We start from the raw sequence: 11,915 nt of genomic DNA on the forward strand, positions 1-11,915 counted from the left end.
TCCCCTCCGTTAAAATTTTAATGTCGGCCTACCTCAACTTTTCCCACAGCCGCTTGCCCTGCTCGCAGGCTGCGGCTAAAATTTCTTCTTCATCGCCACTGACAAGCCGGCAATTTTCCACAATAATTTTGCCCCGGCTCACCACAGTGCTGACGTTTTTTGCCGAAAGACCGTAAAAGAAGTGCCCAAGCACGTTGCCGTGGGACAAGTCCGGTATAAGCGGAGTCGGACTGTCGTAATTAAAAATTATGAGATTGTTGGCCCCATCGCCCACAGGCCCGTGCAAAGCAGTGTGGCGGTGGACGTTGCGCAAACGCTTGTAAGCCCCGTCAAGAGTTTGCCCTTCTGTCATCACGCCTGTGAAATAGGCTGCCTGGGCAGAGCGAATCATGTCGGAATGCATGCCGTCTGTGCCGAACATGACGTTTTTGCTGAAGCTGTAATCGCCAAGCCCCACGTTATTGTTCATGTTGGATTCGACATTCTGGGCTATCCAGACAGGCGAGGCGGCCAAGATGGCCTTGTCTTCCTCACTCACATGCACGCAATGCCCCAGAATGGTTTTGGGCATATCCAGCACGCCCGCATCCTTCATCCGCTGCACCACTGTTTTGCCGTAGGTGGCAAGGCAGTGTTTCTGATCGGACCTGGCCTCGGCCACATGGATGTGAATGCCGGTATCGTACTGCTGCGCCAGGGCAACGGCGGCTTTTAATGTGTCGTCGGACACGGTGAAGGAGGCATGCAGCCCCACATGCCCTTTGCCGCCTGCGGCAAAGAAACGCTCGTGCTCGGCAAGGCTTTTCATGGCAATGTCTATGCCGTCACGGTCAGAGGTCTCGTGGCAGAGCAGATGCCCTATGCCGATTTGCTCAAAAGCCTTGGATATGGCTGAAAGGGAGCCGTCAGCCGCCAGCGGCGAGGCATGGTGGTCAATGCAAAAAACCACGCCGTTCTTTGCCATAAAAAGTCCGGCAGCCAGTGCCGAGGCATAGGTCATGTCGTTATCAAGGCACTTGTCGAGCCGCCACCACACAAGCTCCAGCATTTCGTTGAAGTTCTGCGGTGTTCTTGGCAGGGGCGGCATACCCCGTGAGAGTATGGAATAGATATGATGATGACCGCAGGAAAGGGCCCGCATGACGAGTTGCCCCTTGCAATCGAACTCGCGATCACCCACGTTACGTTCCGGCAAGGGCGGAATGACCACGTCCAAGCGTATGTCGCCGTTTTTGCCTTCTTCCACGGCAATGTTGCCCTCAAAAAAGGCAAAGGTGACACTGTCGAGATATCTGGCATTGCGTAAGTATAGCATTTATATCTCTAAAATTACAAAATCAACCTGGAAACATGTTGCGCCCCCGCTGCATAAACTGCCCGTCGCCGGGCTTACCCAGATAGGTGCTGTTGTGAACGATACAGCTACCGCGTAAATACACCGCTTCAATACGGCCTGTGAGCTTAAAGCCCTCATAGACAGAATAATCCGAGGGGCCATGCAGGTCTGAGGCCGACAAGGTGTATTCGGTTGCTGGGTTGAACCCTGGATCCAGAATAATAAAATCTGCATCGGAACCTGGCACGAGGGCGCCTTTTTTCGGATACAGCCCGGTGAGTTTTGCCGGATTTGCGGCAATAAGGGTGGCAAAGGCGTTCAGGGAAAGTCGGCCCTTGGCAACGCCTTCGGAAAACAGCAGGGAAAAGCGTTCTTCAATTCCGGGCGCGCCGCCGGGGCAGCGGGTGAAGTCGCCGCGCCCACGCGCCTTGTCTGCCGTTGTAAAGGAACAATGATCCGTGGCGATAGTTTGTATTTCGCCGTTTATCAAACCTTGCCAGAGAGCATCCACATCCGCCTGCGTGCGTAACGGCGGGGACATGATGTAGTTAAGGCCCTTTTCCTTATCGCAATAACGTTCTTCTGTAAGGGTAAGATACTGCGTACAGGTTTCCACAAAGATATTCTTCTGCCCTTGCGCCCTGGCCTTGCGTATTTCAGCAAGGCCCAGGGCCGATGATACATGCGCAATGTACACGGTGGCATCGTCAGCCATAGCCGCCAGATGCAGCACGCGGCTTACGGCCTCGGCCTCTGTGTGTGCCGGGCAGCTTTTGGCGTGCCATTTCGGTTCACCAAGGCCTTTGGCCTTACATTCGGCACGCAACAAGGTAGTTATATCGTGATTTTCGGCGTGTACCGCGCACAGCATGTCAAGTTCATTGGTTCGCCGCAAAAGTTTGAACAGAGCCTCATCGTCCAGGCGATTATCATAGGTCATATAAGCCTTGATGGATGTGTAACCCTGCTCGGGCAAAGACTTAAGGCGTTGTAGGCTCGCCTCATCACGGTTTTGCATGACGGCATGAAAGCCGTAATCCACGGCGGCCTTGTTTTCGGCAAGGGCGCGGTGTGCCGCTATATGCTGCTCAAGGGCGCGGCCTTCGGGCATGAAGGCCATGTGATCCACAATGGTGGTGGTGCCGCCGCAGGCAGCGGGCATGGTACCGGCAAAGTAGGTGTCCGGGCCGGTTGCATCGATATCAAAAATTATATGTGTGTGTATGTCCACACCACCGGGCAGCACGTACCTGCCGGAAGCGTCCACCATTACTGCCCCGTCAGTACTAAGAGCGTGGCCTAGGGCGATAATTCGACCTTCTGCAAGCAGCAGATCCGTTTCCACTGTCTCATTGGGCGTTACCACTGTTCCGTTTCTGATCAGGATTTTCATAGCATAGATCGTTTGTGACGCGGGCAACCCAGCCCCTATGGTCGGAAGACCACGGATTGCCGGCGGATCTGTTTACTTGATGCGTTGAGCGCCGCTGTCAAGCAGACGCATGAGGGTGTCTGCCGGGTCAGCCTTGCGGGCAAGCAAGATCATGGCGGCGATGATATAGGGTTTATAGCTGGCTTCGCGGTACATGGGTACGCGGTAGCGGTCGAATACTGATGCCTCTACCTCGCCTTCCTTGCAGGAAACACCCGTAATGTCGGCAGGCAGGCAGTGCATGTACAGGGCCTGCCCCTTGCTGGTGCTCTTCATGAGCTTTTCGGTGCATTCCCATTTCTTGAAGTTGGTGTTCTGCGCAAGCAGTTCCTTCTCCAACTTCTTAATGCCGTCCTGATCGCCCTTGGTGTACAGGTCGGAGCGTTTTTCCATGGCGGCATACGGCGCCCAGCTTTTGGGATAGACAATGTCGGCGCCCTCAAAGGCATCTTCCATAGAATGGGTGCGCTTGTATGTGCAGCCGGAGGCCCTGGCGTTTTCAGCGGCAATGGACTCCACTGCGGACATGACATCGTAGCCCTTAGGGTGAGCCAGCGTCACGTCCATGCCAAAACGTGTCATCAGGCCGATAACACCCTGCGGCACGGAAAGGGGCTTGCCGTAGGAGGGAGAGTATGCCCAGGTCATAGCGATTTTTTTGCCCTTCAGCTTGTCCACGCCGCCATAGTAGTTGATGATGTGCAGCATGTCGGCCATGCACTGTGTGGGGTGGTCAATATCACACTGCAAATCCACGACTGTCGGGCGCTGTTCCAGCACACCCACGCGGTAGCCCTCTTCCAGGGCAGCGGACACTTCGCGCATATAGGCATTGCCCTTGCCGATGAACATGTCGTCACGAATACCGATGGTTTCCGCCATAAAAGACACCATGTTGGCGGTTTCTCGTACGGTTTCGCCGTGGGCAATCTGCGATTTGCCCTCGTCCATATCCTGCACGGTCAAGCCAAGCAGGTTGCAGGCAGAGGCAAAGGAAAAGCGCGTGCGGGTGGAATTGTCGCGAAAGAGCGAAATGCCAAGGCCAGAGTCAAAAATGCGCGGGGCAATGCCCGCTTCACGCAGACCGCGCAAGATGTCGGCGACCTTGAATGTGGCGGCAATTTCGTCGTCGTTTTTGTGCCAGGTTTCCAGAAAGTCGTGCATGTACATTTTGCTATAGTCAAGCTGGGTCAGATTTTTGATCATTTCGCGAATACGGGTGCGATCCATGGCAGTTCTCCCTAATATTTGATGTTAAACTTAGAAGTTATTCGTAAATAATTCCAATTTTCCGTAAGGCGATAATCGCGTATACCAAGTGAAGTAACGCTATATATGTGCAATGCAATTTTTCATGGTGAACCAGAAGCTTGCGGAATCTGTTCACCTAGGCATGCCACACTTCCACTGCCAACCGTCGTGGATGATGGGTTGGATCAAGAATCTTTTTCTGCTGCTCTTCTCCGCGAAAATAGACATTTTACTAATTTTTCTCTTTTATTATCCATTATATTTCTCAATTTATAAATTATAAAATAATTTTGTCCTCATTCTTTAGCAGTCGTGTGGTACAGGTATCCTATCTCAACTATATTTACCTAACAAACTAAGCTAAAATTAAGTTGATTAAAACCGCTGCCTTGCCTTTTCCCATCCAACTATAGACCTTCTCATCCATATATGAACAGAAAGTGGAATCGTGACATTGCCGACTTTTTGTTGATCTGCAGCACAGCGCACATTATTCGTTTTTGCTGATGATCATCAATAAATACAAGTGAATGCACGGAACACACTTTGCTCTAGATCTCCCATAAAATACTCTATGCATCGTTACTTTATATGCGTTCCGCCGTTGCCTGACATGGCAATCTTCATGTTTTCCGGGTTGGTGATAATGACTTCTTCCCCGCCGTTATCAAGGAAGTTAAGCGCGGCCTTGATTTTGGGACCCATACTGCCGGCCGGGAACTGACCTTCGTCGTAATAAGCGCGTATTTCAGCAGCTGTAACGCTGAAAAGCTCCTTCTGGTCAGGTTTGCCAAAGTTGACGCAAACCTTTTCCACGCCCGTTGATATCACGAACAGCCCGGCTTTCAGTTCGTTGGCTAAAAGACACGAGGCCAGATCCTTGTCAATAACAGCGTCCACACCACGCAGGTCATTCCTGGTGTCGGTAACAACGGGGATGCCCCCGCCGCCTACGGTGATGAGATTGAAACCGTCGGCAAGCAAAGCGCGAACGGCGTCAAGCTCCACAATTTCCCTGGGCACCGGACTCGGCACCACGCGACGCCAGCCACGGTCGACATCCTGCTTGAGTACCCATTCAGGGTGCTGAGCCTGAAGTCCGGGCAATTCGGCCTCGTCGTAAAACTCGCCTACATACTTGTCCGGCGCGTCAAAACCGAGGTCATCCGCATCCACGCGCACCTGTGTGACCAGGCTTATCACGCGGCCTGCGGCCTTGTTGCCCCGGTCGCGCAGTTCGTTGGAAAGCGCCTGCTGTATCTGCCAGCCGATAGCGCCCTGGGTATCTGCCACACAGGAAACCAGTGGCACGGGGTGCATACCGGTTTGCTTGCGGGCAATTTCGCTACGAAACAGGATAAACCCCACCTGCGGCCCATTGCCGTGCGTAATGCAGACCTGGCGGCCTGATTCAATAACATCGGCAATGTGGCGCACCGTTACGCGGATGGCGTCGTACTGATCCTCAACGCTTTTTTTGTTTTTTTTACTGATCAGAGAGTTGCCGCCAATGGCGATAACTGCCAGATTTTTATTTCTGCCACTCATGGTCGCCTGCCCTACTTGTTCCGGCGCACATAGGTTTCAGGCAGGGCAGCGTACAGGGCGGCACAGCGCACAAGGTCTGCCTTCCAAGTTTTTTCGTTGGGGGCGTGGGCTTCTTTTTCCTTGCCGGGTCCAAAACCAACAACAGGGATGCCGAACATACCCGTGATGGACACGCCGTTAGTGGAGAATGTCCACTTGTCGATACGCGGTTCGGCATTAAACAGTGCGCGGTAGGCTGCTCCGGCGGCTTTGCACACCACAGAGTCTTTGGGCAGCACCCAAGTGGGAAAGTAGCAGTCTGTGGGGTAGACAAGCTTTGTCCAGGAAGCGGAATCGTAGGTGTACATGGATACAGTAGCCTTGTCGCCCAGCTTTTTGACAGAAGGCAATTCGCGAATCTGCCCAAGCGCCAAGTCCTTGTCTTCGCCCATGGTCAGACGACGATCAAGAGAGATAGAACAGCCGTCAGCCACTGCACAGCGTGAGGGCGAGGAATAAAATATCTGGGAAACGGTAAGGGTGCCCTTGCCCAGAAAATCGTCGTCCTTGAGCCTTTTGTTCAGTTCTTCCAGCTCAGTCAAGATGTGGGCCATGTTGAAAATGGCGTTGTCGCCGCGCTCAGGGGCAGAGCCGTGGCAGGAAACGCCGCGCACGTCCACGCGGATTTCCATGCGCCCGCGCTGTCCGCGATAAATGCCACCGTCAGTGGGCTCGGTGGAGACCACAAATTCCGGCTTCAAGCCGTGTTCTTTGATGAGGTATTGCCAGCACAGACCATCGCAGTCTTCTTCCTGCACGGTGCCGACCATTGCCACGGTAACATCAGCCGAGATAAGGCCAAGTTCCTTCATGATAAGACCGCCGTATACCATGGAAGCCATGCCGCCTTCCTGATCCGATCCGCCGCGCCCGCCGATGGTTTCCTCGTCTTCGTAGCCCTCATAGGGGTCAAAGGTCCAGTTGGCGCGCTCGCCAATGCCGACTGTATCAATGTGCGCGTCAAAGGCAATAAGACGGGAACCATTGCCAAGATAGCCGATGACATTGCCCATCTTGTCAATTTCCACGCGGTCAAAACCCACAGTTACCATTTCCTGTTCAATGCGCTTGACAACACCCCCTTCCTGACAGCTTTCAGAGGGAATGCGGATCATGTCGCGCAGAAACTTTACCATGCGTGGCTGATATTTCTTGCTCAGTTCATTGATTTTGTTGGCATCCATTTAACATGCTCTCCTTGCATAGCATTTGTAGTTATACTTGGCAGTCATTGTCAGGGTGGGCACCGAACCAGACCACGTTTCTGTATACGTCGGGGGCGGTGTCGCCTTCGGTGCTGACAACCAGCACAGAGGAATTACTGTTCAGCCCCAGCGCCTCACGCTGGGTGGCGGCTGCCGGATGCTCCATGAGCCACTGCACAAGGCCGGTGGTCACAGCCCCGGATTCGCCGGAAATAATGACTTTGTCGCCGCCAACAGGGGCCGCCAGCACCCGCATGCCGTTAGCTGCAATGTAATCGGGGCAGGAAACATAGGCCGTTGCGTAGTCGCGCAGTATTTCCCAGCTTACTGTGTTGGGTTCACCGCAGGCAAGCCCTGCCATAAGTGTGTGCAGATCACCTGTGACGTTGTGCGGGCGGCCGTCGGCCGCCACGGCTGATGTATAGATACAGTTGGCTTTATGCGGCTCGACAATAATAAACTTGGGTGCGTCATCGCCAAGCGCTGCGGTCAGATAGCCGACAACGGCGCTGGCAAACGAACCGACTCCTGCCTGTAAAAAGCAGTGGGTGGGCATTGTGCCGGCGGCCCTCATCTGCTCCAAGGCTTCAAAAGCCAACGTCATGTAACCCTGCATAATCCAAGTAGGAATCTCGGTATATCCTTCCCAAGCTGTGTCCTGCACCATAACATAGCCATGCTTTTGCGCCAAATCCCAACTCATGCGCACGGCTTCGTCGTAGTTAAACTGGGTTACGGTACATTCCGCACCCTCGGCCTTGATGTTTTGCACACGTATGGGCGCCGAACCTTCGGGCATGAACACAATGGCTTTGTAGCCAAGTTCTCTAGCCGTCCAGGCGAGGCCACGACCGTGGTTGCCGTCTGTAGTGGTGATAAAGGTGATGTCACCGGCCTGTTGGCGAATATCGGGCAAACACAGCTCTTCGCGGGTCATGCCCTCCATGCTGCGACCAACCTTGTCGGCAATAAACCTGCCCATGGCATAGGAAGCGCCAAGAACTTTAAAAGCGTTCAACCCGTAGCGGAACGATTCGTCCTTAACCAGAAAGCTCTTAAGCTTAAACTTTGCCGCCAGGCCGGGCAGGGACGTTAGCGGGGTTTGCTTATATTCCCTGAAAGATTCGTGGTAGCGTCGTACCGTATCGGCGCATGCTGGCGACAGGACGTCAATGTTGACACCAGATCCTGCGGTCTTGCGGTCGTGATTGACGTACATCCAGACAGACATCACAGCCTCGCTGGTTACAGCTTAATAAAAATACAAGAATAAAGCAAAAATAGGGCCACGTCAATGCCCGTGACACGGGAAACAACATCGGCGTAAGACTGTACATACTGTTGTATATCTGCCAGACTGGCCATATTTTTATCAGCCTCATTCATGGTTAAAATTGTAGAGGATTGATTGCCGACAGTAACGTAGATTGACGAAGCGCTTCCCCCTGTCCTATTACATGCGTTCTCAACGCAGGGCAAAGCCGACAGGCGTCTGCGTAAATAATCTATAATCTGAGGAGCATTACAATGAGCACCCTTTCAGTTATCGACACAGGCAATGCCCCCGGCGCAGTAGGACCCTATTCACAGGCAATCACCGTGGGGGGCCTTATTTTTACTTCAGGTCAACTTCCCATGGATCCGGCAACCAAGACCATGCCCGAAGATATCAGAAAACAGGCGAAGAACTCGCTCACTAACGTGAAAAACATTCTGGAAGCGGGTGGCTCAAGCCTTGCAAAAGTGGTGAAGACAACCATCTTTCTTACTGATATCAAGGAATTTGCAGCAGTGAACGAAGTGTACGCGACGTTTTTTACCAAACCATTCCCGGCAAGGAGCTGCTTTGCGGTGAAGGCTCTTCCCCTTGGGGCGAAAGTGGAGATTGAAGCTGTAGCGGCTGTGTAAGCACAGTTTTCCGGCATCACACACTCCCTTCGCCTCTCTTTGCGGCAATTTATTATCTTAAAAAAAGAAGAGTCTCAAAGTAAAACTGCGCTACGAACAACAATAATACAGCACTGTCATAAGCGTCATGCTGACGGCCCGTAAGCCCTGATTGGCCAGAACAAGCCTGAGCGCCAAACCGGGGCGGAAGAAGCCCGTATAGGAAGGGAGCTGGTGGCACAAAGCCCGCATGGGCGTAGACAGAATATTCCCTACCATCAGGGCCAGCACAATGTCGCGCGGGTACACCCCGCCGGCTTGCAGGGCAGATCCGGCGGCCCCGAGGGCCGCCCCCAGTTCCGCGGCCAGATGCAGCGCTATAATGCCCATAACCTGCGGCTTCAGAAAAGAGAGCCAAGCCATATTGTCGGTTATCCACAGTTCAGCCGAATGAAAAACGCCGCAATGCTGCAAGGCGTACATCAACACATAGGCCGGCGCGGTAAAGCCGAACAATTTCGGCAAGCGCTGCGCAAATCGACGACAGGCTCTGCGCAGCGCGTCACCCGGAGCAAAACAGGCCTGAGACTGCCGCTTGACGATGGAGCGGATTCGCCCTGCGACAATTTTAAGGCAAGGACTTGCTGCAAAATCCCTGCAAAGCAATTTCACATTTTCAATATCCCTCTGCACTGAGGCAAAAGGCGTGTCGGCGGGAAACGCAGTTTGGGGCCGGACAGGAACCGGCTGCAAAAGCAATCGTCCGAGCAGCACGGTAAAACAGGTGCGTCCGGCGGCGGCCAGCAGAGTAAGCCCCACATAAAGCGCTGCAGGCGGCCCGAGCACCGGCCAGATGAGCAAAAAAATGGTGGGCGTGTGCACAAGATATGCGGGCAGACTGTTGAACAGATTGGCCAGCATCAACTCACGGCCGGAAATCAGCCCTGCGTTGTATTTTTCAGACAAAAGGCCGTTCGCGGCGACGGGAGACACAAAGGCAAGGGCAAAAGCCGCTCCCGCCGTTTCGCGCAGATGCGCGGCCCGTGACAGCGGAGCGGCCAATCTGGCTATATGGCGGGTCCAGTGCAGGGCTTCCAGCAGATTGGCGACCAGCAGACCTGCGGCAAGCCCAGTGAGCAGGCGCAACAACGGCACACCGAGCGAATGCCAGAGTTCCACGGCGGAAAAAACGTCGGGGCTGAAATGGAACGAAATGATTTTACAAACCTCCGAAAAGACGGGCAGCAATATGATCTGTACAGTCAGACACCATTGTCGTTGAGGGCAACACGCAATTCATATTACCACCGGCAAAGCCGGTGCTTGAGACAGCATGTCCAGACCCGCCCCCACGAGTCAAGGTTTTTTTGAACTGACGAATATCGCATGCGATCTCCATGTCTCCTGGTCTTGAAGCATGCGCCGTCACAGGGTATGCTGCATCACGCAAGGAGAAAGCATGCCAATCAACACTGAAGAATTATTAAAAATTTTGGCCTGCCCGCGCTGTCTCGGCGATTTGACGGCACTGTGCCGCAACGGAGAAACCGTGGGCTTCGCCTGCGCGGCCTGTCAGGCCGTCTACCCCGTTGTCGACGAAATACCCGTCATGTTGATAGAAGAAGCCGTGCCCCGTGTCGCATGGGACAAAGGACACCCTGATGCCGGAAAGGATTGACATTGCGCCAGGGGAAGCCGGCATAATTCCTCTTTTTACCCTTGTGCCGGGCCTGCGGCTGATTCTGGCTTCAGCATCGCCCCGGCGGCGGCAGTTCCTTCATGAATGGGGGCTGCCCTTCACGTCTGTATGGCCGAAAGGCGTGGAGCCGCGGCCGGAACACGACGAAACGCCCGACGCATACTGTCGGCGCGCCGCAGCCGCCAAAGCTCTGGCCGTTGCGCGGCAGACGGCCGGGGACGAAATTCTGATTCTGGCGGCGAACACTGTCGTCGCGCTGCACGGCGACATTCTGGGGAAACCGCGCGACGCGCAGGAAGCCCTCGGCATGCTGCAACGGCTCTCAGGCCAAAGCCACGAGGTGATCAGCGCCGTCTGCCTGCTTCTGCCCGATGGTCGCCGTCGCGTTTTCAGCGACGCGAGCCGGGTGTTTTTTCACGCATGGCCGATGAGCGTGCTGGCCGCGTATGTGCGCACTCACGAATCGGACGACAAGGCAGGGGGCTACGCTGTTCAGGGGCAGGGGGCTTTTCTGGTGGAACGTGTGGAAGGCTCCTGGAGTACGGTGGTGGGCCTGCCGACAACGATGCTGGCGCGGACGATGCTGGACGAGGGGATTATCTCGCCCGTCTCCAACGGCGCATAAAAAATGCTTGCCAAAGCCATGACAAACGAATACAAAATTTTTTCCATTTACGGCGCGGCGTTTGACGCCTTGCGACCACGGGCCGGGGTAGCTCAGTTGGTAGAGCAGTGGACTGAAAATCCACGTGTCGGCAGTTCAATTCTGTCCCCCGGCACCATCCAAAAATCTCACCAGGTCCCGCAATGTCCCAAAAGGCTTGCGGGACTTGCTTTTTTATAGGTTCTGCATCTCGCTCCGTCTCATAAAATCCATAGATAGCCCAGATTTTTGTTGGTAAAGAGGAAAAAGCGGTCGCCAAAGCTGTGGAGCGTGAAGAAGCCATGACTTTTGAGGCGGTAGCCGAGCAGTGGTTTGAAAAAGAATACTCGGATTGCCCACCAAAAACCGCAGAGAAAATTCGCTGACATCGGCGTATTCTCAATCAGCATATCGGCAAAATTCCTTTTTCACGTCTTGAACGCAGAGACATCGTAGAAGCAATAGTGCCCACACAGGAGCGAGGCTGTATTGATACCGCGCACCGTCTGGCGCAGGATGCCAGCGTAATATGTCTGTTTGCCTGGGGCATCGGCTACGCCGACCGTAATATTGCTGACCGTATTGTCACCGCACTGAAACCCATTCCGAGAAAACACCGTGCCTCGATTACTGACCCTGATAAAGTCGGCGGGTTATTGCGGCGCATTCAAGGCTATGGTGGCGCAGGTCTTTCCGTAAAATATTGCCTCAACATCCTTCAGAGGCTGAAAAAGCTTGGGTTAATAGAACGTAGCGGCGCGGATAAAAACGGGAAATGGCTTGTGCATTAAGCAATGCCTTTTCGGTATTGGACTGAGTGCAACGCGGGGTTGAACTGGTTATCTCGCACCAAGCAAAACTATTGGGGGCAACTG

12 protein-coding genes and 1 tRNA gene are annotated in these 11,915 nt (G+C 54.0%); 5 read left to right on the forward strand and 8 right to left on the reverse strand.

Annotated elements, in window-relative coordinates:
• Nucleotides 1-28 precede the first annotated feature (28 nt).
• The 6 genes from RSDT_RS04735 to dpaL form a co-directional block, all read right to left on the reverse strand.
• A complete protein-coding gene (locus tag RSDT_RS04735; protein WP_096399759.1) occupies nucleotides 29-1,315 on the reverse strand; it encodes an amidohydrolase family protein in 1,287 nt (428 codons plus the stop codon).
• 22 nt (nucleotides 1,316-1,337) lie between these two features.
• Nucleotides 1,338-2,729 carry a dihydropyrimidinase gene (gene hydA, locus RSDT_RS04740; RefSeq protein WP_096399760.1) on the reverse strand — a complete coding sequence of 464 codons (1,392 nt, stop codon included), beginning with the start codon at nucleotides 2,727-2,729 and terminating at the stop codon, nucleotides 1,338-1,340.
• Between the two features lie 72 nt (nucleotides 2,730-2,801).
• On the reverse strand, nucleotides 2,802-3,998 hold the full coding sequence (ygeW, locus tag RSDT_RS04745; RefSeq protein ID WP_096399761.1) for a knotted carbamoyltransferase YgeW: 1,197 nt from the start codon (nucleotides 3,996-3,998) through the stop codon (nucleotides 2,802-2,804).
• 603 nt (nucleotides 3,999-4,601) lie between these two features.
• Nucleotides 4,602-5,567 (reverse strand): carbamate kinase, encoded by a 966-nt coding sequence (locus RSDT_RS04755; RefSeq protein WP_096399763.1) that lies wholly within the window; start codon nucleotides 5,565-5,567, stop codon nucleotides 4,602-4,604.
• 11 nt (nucleotides 5,568-5,578) lie between these two features.
• Complete coding sequence (locus RSDT_RS04760) at nucleotides 5,579-6,790, reverse strand: YgeY family selenium metabolism-linked hydrolase (protein WP_096399764.1); 1,212 nt, start codon at nucleotides 6,788-6,790, stop codon at nucleotides 5,579-5,581.
• 31 nt (nucleotides 6,791-6,821) lie between these two features.
• A complete protein-coding gene (gene dpaL / locus RSDT_RS04765; protein WP_096399765.1) occupies nucleotides 6,822-8,042 on the reverse strand; it encodes a diaminopropionate ammonia-lyase in 1,221 nt (406 codons plus the stop codon).
• 296 nt (nucleotides 8,043-8,338) lie between these two features.
• Between dpaL and RSDT_RS04770 the strand changes: the two genes are divergently transcribed.
• Nucleotides 8,339-8,719: a RidA family protein gene (locus tag RSDT_RS04770; protein WP_096399766.1), complete on the forward strand. Its 381-nt coding sequence runs from the start codon at nucleotides 8,339-8,341 to the stop codon at nucleotides 8,717-8,719.
• Between the two features lie 90 nt (nucleotides 8,720-8,809).
• Here RSDT_RS04770 and RSDT_RS07470 read toward each other — a convergent pair whose 3' ends face one another.
• The gene (locus RSDT_RS07470; protein WP_231941802.1) at nucleotides 8,810-9,877 is read right to left on the reverse strand and encodes a hypothetical protein; all 1,068 of its coding nucleotides are present in this window, start codon (nucleotides 9,875-9,877) and stop codon (nucleotides 8,810-8,812) included.
• Between the two features lie 280 nt (nucleotides 9,878-10,157).
• Between RSDT_RS07470 and RSDT_RS04785 the strand changes: the two genes are divergently transcribed.
• The 3 genes from RSDT_RS04785 to RSDT_RS04795 all read left to right on the forward strand — a co-directional run bounded on the left by RSDT_RS04785 (nucleotide 10,158) and on the right by RSDT_RS04795 (nucleotide 11,179).
• Complete coding sequence (locus tag RSDT_RS04785; protein ID WP_096399767.1) at nucleotides 10,158-10,376, forward strand: Trm112 family protein; 219 nt, start codon at nucleotides 10,158-10,160, stop codon at nucleotides 10,374-10,376.
• Nucleotides 10,360-11,022 carry a Maf family nucleotide pyrophosphatase gene (locus tag RSDT_RS04790; RefSeq protein WP_096399768.1) on the forward strand — a complete coding sequence of 221 codons (663 nt, stop codon included), beginning with the start codon at nucleotides 10,360-10,362 and terminating at the stop codon, nucleotides 11,020-11,022. Before RSDT_RS04785 ends, RSDT_RS04790 begins: the two co-directional genes overlap by 17 nt.
• An 81-nt stretch (nucleotides 11,023-11,103) precedes the next feature.
• A tRNA-Phe gene (locus tag RSDT_RS04795) sits at nucleotides 11,104-11,179 on the forward strand.
• A gap of 82 nt (nucleotides 11,180-11,261) precedes the next feature.
• Here RSDT_RS04795 and RSDT_RS04800 read toward each other — a convergent pair.
• Nucleotides 11,262-11,450 (reverse strand): hypothetical protein, encoded by a 189-nt coding sequence (locus tag RSDT_RS04800; RefSeq protein WP_096399769.1) that lies wholly within the window; start codon nucleotides 11,448-11,450, stop codon nucleotides 11,262-11,264.
• A gap of 39 nt (nucleotides 11,451-11,489) precedes the next feature.
• Here RSDT_RS04800 and RSDT_RS04805 point away from each other — a divergent pair, with 39 nt between their 5' ends.
• Complete coding sequence (locus RSDT_RS04805) at nucleotides 11,490-11,831, forward strand: hypothetical protein (protein WP_408606722.1); 342 nt, start codon at nucleotides 11,490-11,492, stop codon at nucleotides 11,829-11,831.
• Nucleotides 11,832-11,915 lie beyond the last annotated feature (84 nt).

The organism is Candidatus Desulfovibrio trichonymphae (assembly GCF_002355955.1).
GTDB lineage: Bacteria > Desulfobacterota > Desulfovibrionia > Desulfovibrionales > Desulfovibrionaceae > Desulfovibrio > Desulfovibrio trichonymphae.